Origin of the sequence: Streptomyces sp. So13.3, assembly GCF_005860785.2 — a bacterium.
GTDB classification, from domain to species: Bacteria; Actinomycetota; Actinomycetes; order Streptomycetales; family Streptomycetaceae; genus Actinacidiphila; species Actinacidiphila fildesensis.
This window is the reverse complement of record NZ_CP048835.1, coordinates 8,468,677-8,487,049: the sequence shown is the minus strand read 5'-3', so window position 1 is coordinate 8,487,049 and position 18,373 is coordinate 8,468,677. Positions and strand designations below refer to the sequence as shown.

Genomic DNA, 18,373 nt, shown 5'->3' with positions numbered 1-18,373 from the left:
CCCCGGCCCCGGCCCCGGAGAACTCCCTGGCCGCCCGACGCGCGGCGCCGCTATCCTGCACTCTCCTGACCAGCGGAATCACCGACTTCCGCCCCTCCGCAGAAGGCACTCACCATGACCGGCCGACCGACGACAACCCTCTGGCGCCCGACCGGTCCGAAGGAGCTGGAGCTGGTCCGGGAGCTGGAGTGGCGTGCCTGGCCGCCGCGCCTGCCGGAGCAGCCGATCTTCTACCCGGTGCTCAACGAGGACTACGCGGTCAGGATCGCCCGGGACTGGAACGTCAAGCACGACGGCGCGGGCTTCGTCACCCGCTTCGAGGTCGACTCCGACTTCGTGGCCCGGTACCCCGTCCAGCAGGCCGGCGGCCGGACGATCCTCGAACTGTGGGTCCCGGCCGAGGAGCTCGACAAGTTCAACGCCCACATCGCCGGCACGATCGACGTGGTCCACGAGTTCCGCTGAGCCGCAACGCCGTGGCCGTCGGTCCTGCATCGGGGCGGGGTCGGAGATCACACCGGCGGTACGAGGGTGCCCGCCGCAGGCGACGGGTTACCGCGCCGCGTCCAGCCGCTCGCGCTGTTCCGCCGTCAGCTCCAGGTCGACCGCGGCCAGACTCTCGTCCAGCTGCGCCACCGAGGAGGCGCCGACCAGCGGGATCGCCGGGATCTCGGATCCGATCAGCCAGGACAGCACCACCTGGTTGGCGGTCGCCCCGGTCTCCTTGGCCACCTGCCGCAGTGCGGCGAGCCGGACCGGCGTGCCCGAGTGGTCGAACTCGGGGCCCAGCGGCTTGTCCTCACGGACGTAGGCACCGCCCAGCAGTGGCGAGTAGGCGACGAGCGCGAGTTCGGGGTCGGAGCGCAGATAGCTGAGATGGTCGCCGCTGAGCACGCCCTCCTGGCCGTCCGGGGAGCGCCGGCTCGGGAAGTCGGTGCGCTGCCGCAGATAGCTGTGGTGGAACTGCAGGACCTCGTACCCCGGCAGGCCGGCCGCCGCGGCCAGGCTGCGGGCCTGCTCCACCCGCCACGCGTAGTGGTTGCTCGCCCCGAGCAGACCGACGGCGCCCTCGGCGACCAGTTCGGCGAAGCTCTCGACGATCTCCTGCGTCGGTACGCTCGTGATCTGGGTGTGCGCGTACAGCAGGTCCAGCTTCTCCATACCGAGCCGCTCCCGGCTGCGCTCCGCGGACTCCCGGATCGTCTTGGCCGACAGGCCTTCGACGTCGAGGGCCATGGTGGCGCTGGGGGCGAGCGGCCGCCCCCCGAGCTTGGTGGCGATGGTCAGCTCGTCACCGGCACCGCGGCTGCGGCGCCAACGGCCGAGCAGTTCCTCGCTCTCGCCGCCCTGGGTGCCGTTGACCCAGTAGGCGTAGTTGTTGGACGTGTCGATGAAGGTGCCGCCGGCTTCGACGAACCGGTCGAGGATCGCGAACGATGTCGCCTCATCGGTGATCGTGCCGAACAGCATGGCGCCGAGACTCAGCACGCTCACCTCGCGGCGGGTCGCCGGGTCCTTGCCGATCGTGCGGTACCGCATGTGCGTTCCCCTCGTCGAGCCCATCGGTGCCGGGCTTTGAGCAGGAGTCTGCATCCTGGAGAGCGCTCTAAGTCAACCCCCTCCGACCAGGGCGGTCAGGTGTCCAGCGAGCGGATGACCCGGGCCGGATTGCCGACCGCCAGGACGCCGGCCGGCAGGTCCTTGGTGACCACCGCACCGGCGCCGACCACGGTGTTCTCGCCGATGGTCACTCCGGGGCAGACGATCACCCCGCCGCCGAGCCAGACGTTGTCGCCGATCGTGATCGGCACCGCCTTCTCCCAGCCGGCCCGCCGCCGCTCGGTGTCCAGCTCATGGGCCGGCGTCAGCAGTTGGACGTTAGGACCGATCTGCACGTCGGCTCCGATGGTGATGGGCGCCGCGTCGAGGAAGACCGCACCGAAGTTCACGAACGTCCGGGCGCCGACAGTGATCTGACGCCCGTAGTCGCACTGGAACGGCGCACGGATCACCACCCCTTCGCCCACCGCGCCGAGCAGGTGCTCCAGGAGCTTGCGACGCTCGGCCGGTGCGGGCCGCGCACCCGGGTCGACCGAGTTGTAGGCCGCGCACAGCTCGGCTCGCCGCTCGGAATCCGCACCCAGGTCGGGGTCGTCCGGGAGGTACCAGTCGCCTGCCAGCATGCGTTCCTTGTTCTCGCCCACAGGGGTCCTCTCTCCCAGATCAGCCACGATAGCCAACAGCGCGGGCGGGCAGGCGGGGCTCGACAGCCCCGCCGGATCCGGCGGCACGCCGACTTGCGCGACACACCCCACCGCGGGCCGCGCGGCTCTACTCTGATCGTGGGCCGGATGCGACGTCGGCGGGGGAGCTTGCGGCGCCCGGCCGGCACGGGTTCCGGAGGGGGTGCGGCACGGTGGAACAACTGGGGCCCGGGGATCCGCGGCAGGTGGCGCAGTACCGGATCAGCGCACGGCTCGGCGCGGGCGGCATGGGGCAGGTCTATCTGGCGCGCTCACCGGGCGGCCGGTCCGTCGCGGTGAAGGTGGTCCGGGCCGATCTGGCCCAGGACCCGCAGTTCCGCATCAGGTTCGCCCGTGAGGTCGAGGCCGCGAAACGGGTCAGCGGGGTCTTCACGGCACCGGTCATCGACGCCGATCCGAACGCGGACCCGCCGTGGCTGGCCACCGGCTACGTCCCCGGACCGTCCCTCACCAGCGCCGTGACGGAGTTCGGCCCGCTGCCCGAGGACTCCGTGCGCATGCTCGTCGCCGGGCTCGCCGAGGCACTGGTCGCCATCCACCGGGCGGGGCTGGTCCACCGGGACCTCAAGCCGTCGAATGTGCTGCTCGCCCTGGACGGTCCCAAGGTCATCGACTTCGGCATCGCCAAGGCGCTGGAGTCCGTGGGGCTGACGATGGCCGGATCGGCGATCGGCTCACCGGGATTCATGGCGCCCGAGCAGGTCACCGGTGGCGAGGTCACCTTCGCCACCGACATCTTCGCGCTGGGCGCGGTGCTGGTCTTCGCCGCGACCGGCCGGTCCCCCTTCGGCACCGGCCCCACCCCCGCGCTGCTCTACCGGGTGGTCAACGACGAGGTCGAGGTGGACGACCTGCCGGGCGGACTGCGCCCGCTGGCTCGGAGCTGTCTGGCCAAGAACCCGTGGGAACGGCCCAGCGCGGCGCAGATCCTGGACGGGCTGGACTCCCCCGATCAGGCGCCGACCGCGGCGTTCGCGTCGGGCGGGCGCTGGCTGCCCGCGCCGCTGACCCGGGCGATCCTGCGGCAGTCGGGGATGCTCGACGAGGAACGGACCGTGCTGGACCCCCCTCCGGCCCCCACCGCTCCGCTCACCGCACCGGCGCCGTCCGGCTACGGCTATCCCGGTCCGGCGGAGGGATCGGGTCGTGCGGAGGGAGCCGGCCCGCCCGCGGGGTTCGGCCCGCCGCCGTTCGTCCCGGCCTCCGGCGGGACCGGGTACAACGGACCCGGCAGCCACAGCGCGTACTCCACCGTCCCGGCCCCGCAGGCCCCGCAGCATCCCGGAGTCCAGCGGCCGCCGAAGCGCCGCCGCGCGATCCTCGCGGTGGCCGTCGCGGTGCTGCTGATCGGCGGCGGTGTGGCCATCGCGCTGAACCAGTTGGGGAACAAGGACGACACGGGTGGGGACAGCAAGGCTTCGGGCGCGCCGAGCACGGCCTCACCCGCCCCGGACGGCCCGGCCACCGCGCTGCCCTGCGGCGGCATCAACGACCCCTTCACCTCGAACGTGAGCGCCGCCGGCTGGCATCCGATCAACAAGATGGAAGACACCATCGCGCTCCCCGGCGGCAAGCTCGACATCACCGCCGCCGACGGCGCCGATCTGCGCGCCGACATCCCCTCGATCGGTGCCAGGGCGCCCATGTTCTACCGGGAGGTGAACGGGAACTTCACCGCCGAGACCGAAGTGAACGCGTCCCCGCATTACACCTACCAGGGAGCCGGCCTCTTCCTCAGCGCGGCCGACTTCGGGTACATCCGCCTGGAGCGCGGCTACGGCGACACCGGCGGCATCACCTTCGAGTACTTCAGGGACGACGGGAAGTACGTCACCGTGGACTACGCCTTCACCACCGCGGCGGCCAAGGGCAGGACGCTCGTCAGGACGGACGCCACCAGCCTCCAACTGCGGCTGCGGCGCGCCGGAGATACGGTGACCGCGTCCTGGCGGGCGAGCGGTGCGGCGGACTGGCAGCAGCTGGGGCAGGCGCCGACTCCGGGCACGTCGGGAGGCAAGGGGACACCGGAACTCCGGATCGGCCTCTCCGTCGTCAACCGCGCCCAGTCGCCCCAGGGTGATCCGCAGAAGCGGCCCTTCACGGCGTCCTTCGACCACGCCAACATCACCTGCGGCTGAGCCCGTCCGACTCCGGGCCGCCGTACCGCCGGCGTCACTGCGGGCGCTGCGTCAGTCCGGGCGCTTGCGCGGTGCGCGGGCGCAGGCGGCCTCCACCGTCGCGACGGGGCGCAGGTCCATCGTGAGGCCGGCCAGCCGCAGGATCCGCAGATGCCAGGGATGGGTGCAGACCAGCCCCATCCAGCCGTCGTGCTCCAGAAGCCGGCGGTGGGTGCGGACCAGCAGCGTCAGGCGGCGCAGTCGAAGAACTGGGCGGGCCGCAGGTCCACGACCACCAGGGCGCCCGGCGACTCCGTCACGGCGGACACGCCCGCGCCGACCTCCTCGATCGTGGACAGGTCGATCTCCCCGCGTAACTCCACCACGGTGAACTCGCCCCGCTCGTAGGTGTGGACGAGCCGGCGCCGCGACAGCGCGGAGTCCGACCGGAGGGAGGTCTGGCCCGCGGTGGCGGGCTGGGTGTCCTCATCCATGCGCGGTCCCCTGTCCAACAGCTTCCGGATCGACGGAAGCACTCAGCCATACGGACTACCACCGGAGTCCCGGGCGACATCCCTGAACTCTAAGGGACCGTGGGAAAAGCAGAAACGTGCAGGCAGCTGGCGGTTCAGTCCTGTGGGTGAATTTCGCCGAACGCCTTGCCGGTCGGCACATTTTGTGCAGGTGCGGCCTGTGTCGCGGCGACCGATCCCGCCCCGGTCCCACCCCGGTCCGAACCCGCCCGGTCGCCCCTCCGGTCGCCGAGTGGCGCCCCGGCCGTGGCGCTCCCACTCGTTCGGCGGTGCGCCGGGCAGCGGCCGTCCCTCCCGCCCATGATGCTGTGACCTGCCGGATCGCTGCCCAGGACGACGTCGGGTGCCGCCGTCCGAGGGACGCTCGGGCCCCGGCGAGGATGCGCGGGCCGATACATATCCCCTTTGGATGGATCTCAGGCATGGAGTCGACTGCGTGCACATCGTGCGCTCCCCGTGTCGGTGAACGGAGTTCGCACCATGCGTCGCATAGCCACGGTCCTGGCTGCCACCGCCCTCGCCTCCGTCGCGATCGGAGCCGGTGCCAGTGCCGCGTACGCCGCGGACCAGCCCTCGCTGAGCGTCACCCCGAGCCCGGCCATGCCCGGCTCCACCGTCGTCATCTCCGTCAGCGGCGGCTGCACCGCCTCCTCGGCCTCGGCCACGTCGGAGGCCTTCACCGGCAAGGTCGAGCTCTCCACCGGCTCGGCGCGCATCTACACCGGCACCGCGACGATCAGGTCCGCCATCAAGGCCGGCACGTACTCGATCGACGTCGCGTGTCCCGGTGGCGCAACCAGCACCTACCAGTTCGAGGTCGGCACGGCGAGCAAGGGTGCCAGGACCGGTCTGGGCGGTTCGGTCGGCGGGATGAACACCGGCCGGATCACGGGCGGCATCGCCCTCCTCGGCGTCGCGGCCGGCGGCGTCGTGATGCTGCGCCGCCGCCGGGCCGACCACAACTGACCGCTCCCCCCCGGCGTGTGATCGCGCCCCGCAGCCGCGGCTGCCCCGGTTCATGGGCCCGGGGCAGCCGCTTCGGTCCGTCCGGTCGGTCACGGACTGGCCGTCCGGCCGGTCACAGACTGACGCGCACCGCCAAGGGTCCGGCGTCCTCCTGCTGTTCCACGGCGCCGATCCGGCCGGCGGCACGCACATCGGCGTCGACGAGGGCGTAGCGGTCGAGCACCTCACGCGGACCGGAGACCACGGCCTCCTTCACCTCGGCGCGCATGGACACCTTCGCCTCCGACTTGGCCTTGCGGACCGCCGCGATGACCTCGGCCGCCGTCGCCAGCAGCTCTCCGTCCCCGTCGGCGGCCAGGGCGCGGATCTCCGCCGCCGCGGGCCAGGCCGCACGGTGGACCGAGCCCTCGGCGTGCCAGGACCACACTTCCTCCGTGACGAACGGCAGCACGGGGGCGAAGAGCCGCAGCAGCGTGTCGAGGGCAGTGGTCAGGGCCGCGCGGGCCGAGTGCGTCCCGTCGATGTCCCATGATCCGTTGGCACTGCCCTCGGCGCCGTAGGCACGGTCCTTGACCAGTTCGACGTAGTCGTCGCAGAAGCGCCAGAAGAAGTGCTCCGTTCGCTCCAGGGCGCGCGCGTAGTTGAAGTCCTCGAACGCGGCGGTGACCTCCTCGACCGCCGCGGCGAGTTCGGCGAGCATCGCGCGGTCCAGGGGACCGGTGACGGGGGTCCCGTCGGGCACCTCGCCGAAGCCGCGGACGAACTTGCTGGCGTTGAGGATCTTCACCGCGAGCCGGCGGCCGATCTTCATCTGGCCGGTGTCGAAGGCCGTGTCGGTGCCGGGACGGCCGCTGGCGGCCCAGTAGCGGACGGCGTCGGAACCGTGCTGGACGAGGAGGTCGGCGGGGGTGACCACATTGCCCTTGGACTTCGACATCTTCTTGCGGTCCGGATCGAGGATCCACCCGGAGATCGTGGCGTGCTTCCAGGGCAGTACGCCGTGTTCGGCGTGCGAGCGGACGACGGTGGAGAACAGCCAGGTACGGATGATCTCGTGGGCCTGCGGGCGGAGGTCCATGGGGAAGACCCGCTCGAACAGATCCGGGTCCTTCAGCCACCGGCCGGCGATCTGCGGGGTGAGCGACGAGGTGGCCCAGGTGTCCATGATGTCGGGGTCGCCGGTGAACCCGCCGGGCGCGCCGCGCTGTTGCTCGGTGTATCCCGCGGGCGCCTCGGTGCTGGGGTCGACCGGCAGCGCCGCCGGGTCCGGGGCGATCGGCCGGTCGTACTCCGGGTTGCCCTCCTGGTCCAGCGGATACCAGACCGGGATCGGCACGCCGAAGAACCGCTGGCGGCTGACGAGCCAGTCACCGTTGAGTCCGCTCACCCAGTTCTCGTAGCGCACCCGCATGTGTTCGGGGTGCCAGCGCAGTTCGGCGCCGCGCCGGAGCAGTTCCTCACGCAGCGGGACGTCGCGCCCGCCGTTGCGCAGGTACCACTGGCGGGTGGTGACGATCTCCAGGGGCTTGTCGCCCTTCTCGAAGAACTTCACCGTGTGGGTGACCGGCCGCGGGTCGCCCTCCATCTCGCCGCCGGCCCGCAGCATCTCCACGACGCGCTCGCGGGCGGTGTGCGCGGTGGCTCCGGCCAGCCGGCCGTAGGCGGCGCGCGCCGCTTCGGAGTCGACGCCCGGGGGCGGATCCGCGGTGAAGCGGCCGTCCCAGCCGATCACCGGGCGGGTGTCGAGCCGGAGTTCGCGCCACCAGGTGACGTCGGTGGTGTCGCCGAAGGTGCACACCATGGCGATGCCCGAGCCCTTCTCCGGGTCGGCCAGCTGGTGCGCCAGCACGGGCACGGCGACATCGAAGAGCGGGGTGCGGACCGTCGTGCCGAACAGGTCCTGGTAGCGGGCGTCGTCGGGGTGGGCGACGAGCGCGACGCAGGCGGGGAGCAGTTCGGGGCGGGTGGTGTCGATCAGGACGCGGCGGCCGTCGGCGCCGTGGAACACCAGCCGGTGGTAAGCGGCCGGCCGCTCGCGGTCCTCCAGTTCGGCCTGGGCGACGGCGGTGCGGAAGGTGACGTCCCACAGCGTCGGTGCCTCGGCCATGTACGCCTCGCCGCGGGCGAGGCAGTTGAGGAAAGCGAGCTGCGAGGTGGCACGGGCCTCGTCGTTGATCGTCTGGTACGTCCGCGTCCAGTCCACCGACAGGCCGAGCCGGCGCCACAGGTCCTCGAACGCCTTCTCGTCCTCGACGGTCAGCCGCTCGCACAGTTCGATGAAGTTGCGCCGGGAGACGGGGAGCTGCTGCTTCCCCGGGTTCTCGGGCGGGGTGAACTCCGGGTCATAGGGCAGCGCCGGGTCGCACCGGACACCGAAGTAGTTCTGCACGCGCCGCTCGGTCGGCAGGCCGTTGTCGTCCCACCCCATCGGGTAGAAGACCTCCTTGCCGCACATGCGCTGGTACCGCGCGATCGCGTCGGTGTGCGTGTACGAGAAGACATGGCCGACGTGCAGCGAACCGCTGACGGTGGGCGGCGGGGTGTCGATGGAGAACACCTGCTCGCGCGTCCTGGAGCGGTCAAATACGTATACGCCTGACGTGTCCCACCGTTGAGACCACTTCTCTTCCAGCCCGTCGAGGACGGGCCTCTCGGGAACGCCGCTCGGGCGGTGGGTGAACGTCATGCTCCGACATGCTAAAGGACGTGCGGTTCGCCGCTTCGGGCCGGGTGCTCCGCCGCGCGCGAGGCCGGAACCCCAGGCCACTTGGGCCGGGCCGTACACGACCACTCGAAGGGAGTGAAATACATATGAGCCATAACCCGAATGCCTCCGGTGCGTTGTGACGGGTGCGGACGTTCGGTCCGCGTGGAATTCCGGAAGGCAGGAAACCTATGAAACAGGTCGCCAGAAAGGGACTGCTCACCGCCATGGTCGCCGGCGGAGCACTGGCCAGTGCCGGATACGCGCACGCCGACGCGGGCGCCGGTGGTGACTCGGTGGGATCTCCCGGGGTGCTGTCGGGCAACTCGGTGCAGATCCCGGTGCACGTTCCGGTCAACCTGTGCGGGAACACGGTCAGTGTGGTCGGCCTGCTCAACCCGTCGTCCGGCAACGGATGTGCCGACGTCTCGCACGGTGGCGGTCCTGCCGCGGGTCCGGCCGCCGGCCAGGGCACCGGAGGCGCCCGGTCCACGACCACCGGCGACTCGGCCGCGCACGGCGCGACGAAGGGCTCGCCGGGGCTCCTGTCGGGCAACGGCCTGCAGTTGCCGATCGATCTGCCGGTGAACATCACGGGGAACGCGGTCAGCGTCGTGGGTATCGGGAACCCGTCGAGCGGAAACGTCTCTTCAAACCGGCCGGACACGCCTCCCGTCCGCACCCTCCCCGCGCCTCCGCGGCTGACCGTGCCGGTACCGGCGGGTCATCAGGCCCCGCTCGTCCAGGCCGAGGCCGGCGAGTCGCTCGCGCACACGGGCACGGACTCCCTGGGCTTCACCGTACCGGCGGGCGCTGCCCTGCTGATCGGCGGCACCGTGCTGTACCGGAGGTCACGTCCGCGGACGTGACGGGCTCCTGGGCCGGCCCGGGCCGGCGGCCGAACTCCCCTGGCCCCGGCCCCCGGCCGCGGCACGTCGGCCGCAGCAGCCGGCCGACCGCCCCATCACATCAGTGAATGACATCATTTGGGTGCATACAAGGCGTTCCCCTGCGTGGGACACCGCGGGAACGTGCATCCACCACCAGTGTCGTCTCACGGTCTCGCGGGGCCGTGCGGGCCCCGACTCCCGCGGCGGCGGGACCGGGCGCCGCGCACCGATATCTGAGCCACACTGCGAGAGCAAGGTAAGTGAAAGCACCGGAACAACGTGGCGAAGTCCCAGCCAGAACCGGCACCGGCGGCTTCGGTGGCGGCGCCCCAGGACTCGCGGCCGGGGCGGTGTGGCCGGTGGCCGGGGCGGCACCGGCCAGAACTCTGCTCGATGTGCTGGAGGCGTCGGCCCGGGCGCATCCCGACGCGCCCGCTCTGGACACCAGCACGGGCTCGCGGGCCGATGGCGGTTCCGGGCTGCTCGACTACCGCGCCCTGACGGCCCGGGTCACGGAACTGGCCGACCGACTGGCGGCCGCGGGCATCGGCAGGGGCGACCGGGTCGGGGTGCGCGTCCCGTCGGGCACGGCGGAGCTATATCTGGCGATCCTGGCAGTGCTGCACACCGGGGCGGCCTACGTACCGGTGGACGCCGACGATCCGGACGAGCGCGCGGAGCTGATCTGGGCCGACGCCGCGGTGTGCGCGGTGATCGGCGCAGGATGCGAGATCGTGCCGCGCCCCGCGCAGCGGCCCGGTGGCCGGCCGGGCCGCCCGGGACCCGACGACGACGCCTGGATCATCTTCACCTCCGGCACCACCGGCCGTCCCAAGGGAGTGGCGGTCAGCCACCGTTCGGCCGCCGCGTTCGTCGACGCCGAGGCGCGGATCTTCCTCACGGACGCGCCGCTGGGCCCGGGCGACCGGGTGCTGGCGGGGCTGTCCGTCGCGTTCGACGCCTCGTGCGAGGAGATGTGGCTGGCCTGGCGGCACGGGGCGTGCCTCGTACCGGCCCCCCGGTCGCTGGTGCGGGCCGGCGTCGACCTGGGGCCCTGGCTGGTCGAACGGGGCGTCACCGTCGCCTCCACGGTGCCGACGCTGGTGGCGCTGTGGCCCGTGGAGTCGCTGGCCCGGGTGCGGCTGCTGATCCTCGGCGGTGAGGCGTGCCCGGCCGGACTCGTCGACCGGCTGGCAGCGCCGGGCCGCGAGCTGTGGAACACCTACGGGCCGACGGAGACCACCGTGGTCGCGTGCGCCGCGCTGCTGACGCCGGGGCAGCCGGTCCGGATCGGCACACCGCTGGACGGCTGGGAGATCGCCGTCGTCAACAGTGAGGGCAAGCCCGTCGCCTGGCACGAGACGGGAGAACTGCTGATCGGCGGGGTCGGCGCCGCCCGGTACCTCGACCCCGCCAAGGACGCCGAGAAGTTCTGTCCGCACCCGTGGCTGCGCGGCCCGCGCGTCTATCGCAGCGGTGACCTGGTGGTGGCGGAACCTGAGGGCCTGGTCTTCGTCGGGCGCGCCGACGAGCAGGTGAAGCTGGCCGGCCGCCGGGTCGAACTCGGTGAGATCGACGCGGCGTTGCGGGCGCTGTCCGGGGTGCGCTCCGCCGCGGCGGCCGTGCGGAACACGGCGGCGGGCGGCCAGGTACTGGTCGGCTACCTCGTCCTGGACCCACCGGACGGGGAGAAGGGACAGGACGGCGGAGACGCGACCGCCCAGCAGGACCCGCCGCGGTTCGACTCGGCTGCGGCGCGTGCCCTGCTGCTCGAACGGCTTCCGGCGACGCTGGTCCCCGCCCTGGCCGTGGTGGACGAACTGCCGACCCGCACCTCGGGAAAAGTCGACCGCGACGCCCTGCCCTGGCCGCTGCCGACGACCGCCGGTACCGGAGCGGACCCGTCGGGCGACGGCGCCACGCTCGGGGAGACGGCGGCCTGGCTCGCCGGGAAGTGGCGGGAGGCGCTCGGCCTGCCCGTCACCGGTGACAGCGACTTCTTCGCGCTCGGCGGCACCAGCCTGGCCGCCGCGCGACTCGTCTCGGTCCTGCGGGAGCGGTACCCCGGGGTCTCGGTGGCGGAGGTCTACGGCCGCCCCCGGCTGCGCGACCTCGCCGCCCACCTCGACGAACTCGGCGGCGGCCCGCGCGAGGAACGGCAGGTCCGGCCGACGCCGCGCCGCGCCGGAGCCGTTCAACTGCTGGTGCTGTCCGTGCTGTACACGCTCGGCGGACTGCGGTGGATGCTCGGCCTCGCGACGGTCGACAACCTGATCGGGCCGCTGCCCTGGGCGCCGCACACCTCCTGGTGGCTGATCCTGGGCGGCTGGATGGTGCTGTCGAGCGCCGCCGGCCGGGTCGCCATCGGCTCGGCGGCGGCCCGGCTGCTCACCGCCGGGATGCGACCGGGTTCCTATCCGCGCGGCGGCCGGTTCCATCTGCGGCTGTGGGCGGCGGAGCGGACGGTGGCCATGTTCAACATCGCCTCGCTGCTCGGCACACCCTGGGCCCGGCACTACGCCCGCGCGCTGGGCTGCAGGGTCGGGCGGGACGTCGATCTGCACACCGCGCCGCCGGTGACGGGCATGGCCCGGTTCGGCGACGGATGCGCCGTCGAACCGGAGGCCGACGTGGCCGGGTGGTGGCTGGACGGCGATGTCCTGCACCTGGGCGCCGTCGAGATCGGGGCCGGTGCCCGCGTCGGCACCCGGAGCACCCTGATGCCCGGTGCCAGGATCGGCGACGGCGCCGACATCGCGCCCGGCAGCTGCGTCCTCGGCGACGTCCCGGACCACCGGCAGTGGCACGGCTCCCCCGCCCGCCCCGTCACCGGCGCACCGCAGGCCGGCGACGGCTGGCCGCTCCCCGACCACCGCCGTGCACGCCGCTGGGACCTCGCCTACGCGCTCGCCCTGCCGGTCTTCAACCTGCTGCCGCTGATCGCGGCGGCGCCCGCGCTGTGGATGACGTACCAGGCGGTCCGCGGCGAGGGGACGCTCACCGGGGTCCTGGTGCGGCTGCTGGGGCTGACCCCGCTGCTCATGGTGGTGGGCGTCGTGGCGTACGCGGGGCTGATCGTCGTCCTCGTGCGGCTGTTCGGCATCCCGGTGAAGCCCGGTCATCACCGCGCGCACGGCGGTGTCGCCTTCTGCACCTGGATCGTGTCGGGTCTGATGACCACGGCGCGCGGCTCGCTCTTCCCGTTCTACGCCAGCCTGTTCACCCCGGTCTGGCTGCGGCTGCTCGGCGCCCGGGTGGGCCGCCGGGTCGAGGCGTCCACCGTGCTGGCGCTGCCCGGACTGCTGCGCGCCGACGACGGCGCGTTCCTGGCCGACGACTCGCTCGTCGCCCCGTTCGAGATCCGTGGCGGCTGGTTGCGGCTCGGCGCCGCACGGGTCGGCCGCCGGGCCTTCGTCGGGAACTCCGGCATCGTCGGCCCGGGACGGGAGCTGCCCGACCACGCCCTCATCGGAGTGCTGTCCGACGCCCCCGAGCACGCGGAGCCGGGCTCGTCCTGGACCGGACGGCCGGGCTTCCCGCTGCCCCGCGTCCCGGACCACGCCGATCCCGGGCGTACCTACGACCCGCCCCGCCGGCTGGTGCTGGCCCGCTCGGCGGTGGAACTGTGCCGTGTCGTCCCGGTGCTGTGCTCCGCGCTGCTGGGCGCCGGGTCCCTCGCGGTGCTGCAGGCCGTCTTCACCACGTACGGGCTGCTGGTCGGCGCGGCCGTCTCCGGTCTGGTGAGCGTGGGCGCCGGCATCGTCGCGCTGCTCCTCACGACCGCGGCCAAGTGGATGCTGGTGGGCCGCTTCCGCACGGGCGAGCACCCGTTGTGGTCGTCCTTCGTCTGGCGCAACGAGCTGTACGACAACTTCGTGGAAGAGCTGGCCATGCCCTGGATCGGCACGACCCTGACGGGCACACCGTTCCTGAACATCTGGCTGCGCAGCCTGGGTGCGCGCATCGGCCGTGGGGTGTGGTGCGAGAGCCACTGGCTGCCCGAGGCGGATCTGGTGCGGCTGGACGACGGCGTCAGCGTCAACCGCGGGTGCGTCCTGCAGACGCATCTGTTCCACGACCGGCTGATGCGTCTCGACGCGGTCCACGTCGGGGCGGGCGCCACGCTCGGCCCGCACTCCATCGTGCTGCCCGGCTCGGTGCTCGGCGCCGGATCCTGCGTCGGCGCCGCCTCGCTGGTCATGCGCGGCGAGGGTGTGCCGGCGGGGTCCCGGTGGGTGGGCAATCCGGTGGCTCCGTGGCCGCGGGAGGATCCCGGCACGCCGCCCGGAGCCGGCGCGGGCACCGGACGCCTCAGGTCCCCGGGCCGGCCCCGTGGTCCGGAGGACGGAGCGTCCGGTTACGAGGCCGGCGTCCCCACGGACACCAGCCGCTCGGCCGCTTCGGGGTCGAGGGCCTAGGGGGCGACCCCACTGCAGCTGCCCGGCTCGTTCGGTGCGGCTTCGTTGCAGTCCTCGAAGTACCGGCCGCCGATGCCGTCGAGCAGCGGCGAGGTCGCGACCAGCACGGAGGTGGCCGTGCCCTGCTCCGGTGTCTTCCACCGCATGCCGCCGCCAATGCTCTGGGCGCGGAGCCGCACCCCCGCCTGACGGCCTGCCGGAACTCGTCCGCGGATTTCTGTTATCGGCCTCCGCCCGCCGGATCTCCTGTGTGTGCACCCGCACCCAGCAGACCCCGCACCGGAAAGTGAAGCCGCGTGAACCGTGAGACCCAGCCCCCGACGTCCACCCCGGAACCGGGCGCGAGCAGCGCCCCGTACCAGCAGCGCCCGGACGGCCGGGGCACGCATTCGGCCGCCGGGCGGGGCCGCAGCGCCGGGCGGCACAGCGGGCGGAGCGGGCAGCACCGGGGGCGCCGCTCGCGGTGGGCGGCGACCGTCGGTGGCGCCGCCGCGCTCATAGCCGTCGCGGGCGGCGGGTACACCGTGGTCCAGTCGACGACGGACCGGACCGACGAGACGCGTGCGGCCGCCGGACCCGCGCCGGTCACGGACGCCCCCGATCCGGTTTACACCCCCGGGCGGCGCCTCGGCCGCCACGGGATCCGCGGCCCCCGCCACCCCTTCCCACAGCGCCTCCGCCACGGCGACCCCCTCCGCGCAGCGGCCGGGCACCCACCCGGCCACCACCGTGCCGCACACCACCGGAACGGGCACCGGCACCGGGGGGACCGGCACGGGCGTCGGCTCCCGTAAGGCACCCTCCTCGGGCACGCTGTCCGGCGGCGGAACCACCGCCCGGTACGCGCAGCAGGTCGTGGACATGGTCAACACCGAACGCGCCCGACAGGGCTGCAAACCCGTCACCGTCAACGCGAAGCTCCAGGCCGCGGCCCAGGCGCACTCCGATGACATGGCCGCCCGCAACTACTACGAGCACGACACCCCTGAGGGCGTCGGGCCGGGCGCGCGGATGACGGCCGCCGGCTACCACTGGAGCACATGGGGCGAAAACATCTACAAGAGCCCCAAGGACGCCCAAACCGCGATGGACGGCTGGATGAAGAGCCCCGGACACCGTGACAACATCCTCAACTGCGCCTTCAAAGAGATCGGCGTCGGCATCAACATGAGTGCGAACGGTCCCTGGTGGACCCAGGACTTCGGCGCGGCCTCCTGAGGTCACGGACGGTGCGGGGCAACACGGCACGAGACGGTGGACGGGAGCGGTCGGACGTGGAGCGGGACAGCGGGGCCGCGCTGGTGGCGGCCGCCAGGGCCGGGGACGAAGGGGCCCGCGAGGAGCTGGTCGCGGCGTATCTGCCGCTGGTCTACAACATCGTGGGCCGGGCGCTGGACGGGCATGCCGATGTCGACGACGTCGTGCAGGAGACGATGCTGCGCGTCCTGAGCTCCCTGCCCGACCTCCGCGATCCGGCGGCCTTCCGCTCCTGGCTCGTCGCCATCGCCATGAACCAGGTCCGCCGGCTGCGGTCGGCGAGCGGTACGCCCCGCGCCGATGGGCTCGACCAGGCGCGGGAGATCGCCGACCCGACGGCCGACTTCACCGACCTGACGATCTGGCGGCTCGGCCTGTCCGGGCAGCGCCGGGAGGTGGCCGAGGCCACCCGCTGGCTCGACGCCGACGACCGGGAGCTGCTGTCCCTGTGGTGGCTGGAGGCGGCCGACGTCATCACCCGCGAGGAGCTGGCCGCCGGGCTCGGGGTCCCGGCACGGCACGCGGCGGTGCGCGTCCAGCGGATGAAGGAGCAGCTGGAGACCGGCCTTACTCGTGGTGCGGGCGCTGGCCGCCGTACCGCGCTGCCCCGAGCTGGGCTACCTCGTCGCGCCCTGGGACCAGATACCGTCCGCGCTGTGGCGCAAGCGCATCGCCCGGCACGCCCGCGACTGCCCGGACTGCTCCGGGCGCGCCGCCGACCTGGTACCGGCCGAGGGGCTGCTCGCCCGGCTCAGCCTGGTGCCCGTCCTCCACTCCCCCGGCCTCGGCTCCCCGGCCAAGCCTGCCGGCCCCCCCAGACCGGCTCACCGCTCGCAGCACACGGCTCGGGTGGTTCAAGCGGTGCCCATGGTCCCGCCGGTGCGCACGGCCCCGGCGGTTCGCACCGCCCGGTGGCGGCTCGGGAGGCTCACGCGGCTCGGGCTCGCGCGGAAAACCGCCGCGCTCCCGGCGGCCCCAGTACGCCAGCCGTCGTCGCCGGCGTGCTATGCTGGTGACGGGCACAGCGGTGGTGGCCGCGCTGCGGTGGGGACCCGGTCAGGCGTCCCCGCGCCGCTGCCGCGCGCCCCCCCTGGCGGCCACCGCACCCGTGACCACCGCGCCCGCCCCCCTATCTCCGACGCCGACCGCGACGCCTACCTCCGACCACCAAGCCCGCGGCGCCGCCCGCCCGTCCCCGGCCCACCCTCGAACAGCAGGTCACCGAGCTGGTCAACGCGCAGCGGGCGCTGCACGGCTGCCGCCCGGTGCGCGCGGACGCGAAGCTGCATGCGGCGGCACAGGCACACTCCGACGACATGGCCGCCCGTGGCTACTACGAGCACGACACCCCGGAGGGGGTGGGCCCGGACGCGAGGATCACCGCCGCGGGCTACACGTGGAGCAGATGGGGCGAGAACATCGACCGCGGCCCGTCGACCGCCTCCCGTGCCGTCGCCGACTGGATGAGCGATGCCGCACACCGGGACAACATCCTCAACTGCCAGTTCACGCACATCGGAGTGGGCGCCCACCTCGGTTCCGGCGGCCCTTGGTGGACCCAGGACTTCGCCGCCCACTGACGTCCGGCCCGGACCGCATCCGGGCCTGATCGCTTCGGCGGTCCGGGAGTCTCAAGCGATGCTGGAGCGCTTCGGGGAACCCTGCTCGCAGTTGCCTGCGCAGTTCTTCGAAGGGATCCCTCATGGCTGTCGTCGCGGAGGCCACCACCACCGCCGTCCCGGCAAGGCACCGCCTGCGCTGGTACGCGCTGGCCGCGGTCCTGGCCACCCACTGCATGGACCTGCTCGACTCCATGATGGTCAGCACCGCCGGCCCGACGATCCGCACCGGACTGCACGGCAGCTACTCCGATCTCCAGTGGATGACCGCCGGCTACACCCTCGCCTTCGCCACGATGCTGATCACCGGGGGGCGGATGGGCGACATCTTCGGCCTCAAGCGGGTGTTCCTGGTCGGCACCGCCGGCTTCACCGTCGCGTCGGTGGTCGCCGGACTCTCCGTGAACACCGACATGCTCATCGGGATGCGCAGCCTGCAGGGGTTCTTCGTCGCCATCATGGTCCCGCAGGGCCTCGGCATCATGCGGGAGCTGTTCCCGGGGCGTGAACTCCCGAAGGCGATCGGCATGATGGGCCCGGTCGTGGGTATGGCGGCGATCATCGGACCCATCCTGGGCGGCGCTCTGGCCAGTGGCGACCTGTTCGGCCTGGGCTGGCGCGCGGTGTTCTTCGTCAACGCACCGATCGGTCTCGCCGCGGTCATCGGCGGGATCAAACTCATCCCCGGCACCGGCCCCACCGACCGAGGCCGATCGCGCCGGCTGGACGGAGTGGGTACGGCGCTGGCGGCGGCGGCGATGCTCCTGCTCGCCTACCCCCTAATGCAGGGACGCGACAAGGGCTGGCCCGCCTGGTGCTTCATCAGCATGGCCGCCGCACTACCCGTGCTCGTCGTCTTCGGGATGCACCAGCGGCGCCGTGCCGCGGCAGGGCGCACCCCGCTCGTGGAACTCGGGCTGTTCAACAACATGCGGTTCGTCGTCGCGCTGCTGCTGGGCATGCTGTACTACGTGGCGCTGAGCGGCATGATGTTCGCGCTCATCGTTCAGCTGCAGCTCGGCCACGGGTTCTCGGCCCTGGACGCCGGGCTGGTGATGATGCCCTGGACACTCGGCTCGGCCATCGGTGCGGCCCTCGCCGGAGCGGTGCTGGTGCGCCGGTGGGGTGACCGGGCGACCCTGCAGGCGGGGCTGGGGGCCCTGGCCGTCGGGGCGGTGGCCCTGACCGTCGTCGTCGCCAACATCCACTCCAGCGATCAAACGGTGACAGCGTGGCAGCTGCTGCCGGCGCTGCTGGTGATCGGACTGGGTATGGGCGGCGTACTGACGCCCTACTACAACATCGCCATCGGGAGCGTGGCCATCAAGGAGACCGGCTCGGCCTCCGGACTGCTGAACGCCTTCCAGCAGGTGGGCAACAGTATCGGGGTGGCAGCTCTGGGCACGGTCTTCCTGAGCTGCCTCACCCACGGGGGCACCGGAGGATTCGACGGGGCCATGCAGGTGACCTTCTGGATCGCGGCCGGGCTGCTGACCGCGGCCTTCGCGTCAGCCTTCCTGCTCCCGAGCCGGACGCACCATCGGGAGGACTGACACCCCCTTGGTGTACGCCCGGCAACCGGACGGGTGTCTCCCGCAGCGCCCC

15 protein-coding genes are annotated in these 18,373 nt (G+C 72.7%); 9 read left to right on the top strand and 6 right to left on the bottom strand.

What is annotated here, in order from left to right:
* Positions 1–114 precede the first annotated feature (114 nt).
* Positions 115–465, top strand: a complete 351-nt coding sequence (locus tag C8250_RS37865) for a hypothetical protein (RefSeq protein WP_138355620.1) — start codon at positions 115–117, stop codon at positions 463–465.
* Positions 466–552: 87 nt separating this feature from the next.
* On the opposite strand, the gene C8250_RS37860 is transcribed toward C8250_RS37865, so the two are convergent.
* Complete coding sequence (locus tag C8250_RS37860) at positions 553–1,539, bottom strand: aldo/keto reductase (protein ID WP_138355619.1); 987 nt, start codon at positions 1,537–1,539, stop codon at positions 553–555.
* A gap of 95 nt (positions 1,540–1,634) precedes the next feature.
* Entirely contained in the window at positions 1,635–2,204 is a 570-nt protein-coding gene (locus C8250_RS37855; RefSeq protein ID WP_138355618.1) for a sugar O-acetyltransferase, read from the bottom strand.
* A gap of 212 nt (positions 2,205–2,416) precedes the next feature.
* On the opposite strand from C8250_RS37855, the gene C8250_RS37850 reads away from it, so the two are divergent.
* Positions 2,417–4,402, top strand: a complete 1,986-nt coding sequence (locus C8250_RS37850; RefSeq protein ID WP_138355617.1) for a protein kinase — start codon at positions 2,417–2,419, stop codon at positions 4,400–4,402.
* A gap of 51 nt (positions 4,403–4,453) precedes the next feature.
* Here C8250_RS37850 and C8250_RS44575 read toward each other — a convergent pair whose 3' ends face one another.
* Positions 4,454–4,582 (bottom strand): hypothetical protein, encoded by a 129-nt coding sequence (locus C8250_RS44575; protein WP_269289141.1) that lies wholly within the window; start codon positions 4,580–4,582, stop codon positions 4,454–4,456.
* A 47-nt stretch (positions 4,583–4,629) separates the two neighbouring features.
* Complete coding sequence (locus C8250_RS44085) at positions 4,630–4,875, bottom strand: hypothetical protein (RefSeq protein WP_232485101.1); 246 nt, start codon at positions 4,873–4,875, stop codon at positions 4,630–4,632.
* Positions 4,876–5,394: 519 nt separating this feature from the next.
* On the opposite strand from C8250_RS44085, the gene C8250_RS37840 reads away from it, so the two are divergent.
* The gene (locus C8250_RS37840) at positions 5,395–5,880 is read left to right on the top strand and encodes a hypothetical protein (RefSeq protein WP_138355616.1); all 486 of its coding nucleotides are present in this window, start codon (positions 5,395–5,397) and stop codon (positions 5,878–5,880) included.
* A 112-nt stretch (positions 5,881–5,992) separates the two neighbouring features.
* Here the strand turns inward: C8250_RS37840 and valS are convergent, their stop codons facing one another.
* Positions 5,993–8,566, bottom strand: coding sequence for a valine--tRNA ligase (gene valS, locus C8250_RS37835; RefSeq protein WP_138355615.1), 2,574 nt, complete (start codon positions 8,564–8,566; stop codon positions 5,993–5,995).
* A 209-nt stretch (positions 8,567–8,775) separates the two neighbouring features.
* Here valS and C8250_RS37830 point away from each other — a divergent pair, with 209 nt between their 5' ends.
* Together C8250_RS37830 and C8250_RS37825 are read left to right on the top strand one after the other, a co-directional pair.
* Positions 8,776–9,453: a chaplin gene (locus tag C8250_RS37830; protein ID WP_138355614.1), complete on the top strand. Its 678-nt coding sequence runs from the start codon at positions 8,776–8,778 to the stop codon at positions 9,451–9,453.
* A gap of 380 nt (positions 9,454–9,833) precedes the next feature.
* Positions 9,834–13,892, top strand: coding sequence for a Pls/PosA family non-ribosomal peptide synthetase (locus C8250_RS37825; protein ID WP_244809916.1), 4,059 nt, complete (start codon positions 9,834–9,836; stop codon positions 13,890–13,892).
* Here C8250_RS37825 and C8250_RS37820 read toward each other — a convergent pair.
* Complete coding sequence (locus tag C8250_RS37820) at positions 13,889–14,038, bottom strand: hypothetical protein (protein WP_198357519.1); 150 nt, start codon at positions 14,036–14,038, stop codon at positions 13,889–13,891. The genes C8250_RS37825 and C8250_RS37820 overlap by 4 nt on opposite strands.
* Positions 14,039–14,621: 583 nt before the next feature.
* Here C8250_RS37820 and C8250_RS37815 point away from each other — a divergent pair.
* The 4 genes from C8250_RS37815 (at position 14,622) to C8250_RS37805 (ending at position 18,321) form a co-directional block, all read left to right on the top strand.
* Positions 14,622–15,110, top strand: coding sequence for a CAP domain-containing protein (locus C8250_RS37815; protein WP_244809629.1), 489 nt, complete (start codon positions 14,622–14,624; stop codon positions 15,108–15,110).
* Positions 15,111–15,166: 56 nt separating this feature from the next.
* Positions 15,167–16,165: a sigma-70 family RNA polymerase sigma factor gene (locus C8250_RS44080; protein WP_244809627.1), complete on the top strand. Its 999-nt coding sequence runs from the start codon at positions 15,167–15,169 to the stop codon at positions 16,163–16,165.
* Between the two features lie 210 nt (positions 16,166–16,375).
* Positions 16,376–16,729, top strand: coding sequence for a CAP domain-containing protein (locus C8250_RS44075; protein WP_274599429.1), 354 nt, complete (start codon positions 16,376–16,378; stop codon positions 16,727–16,729).
* 122 nt (positions 16,730–16,851) lie between these two features.
* Entirely contained in the window at positions 16,852–18,321 is a 1,470-nt protein-coding gene (locus C8250_RS37805) for an MFS transporter (RefSeq protein ID WP_138359311.1), read from the top strand.
* Positions 18,322–18,373: the final 52 nt, after the last annotated feature.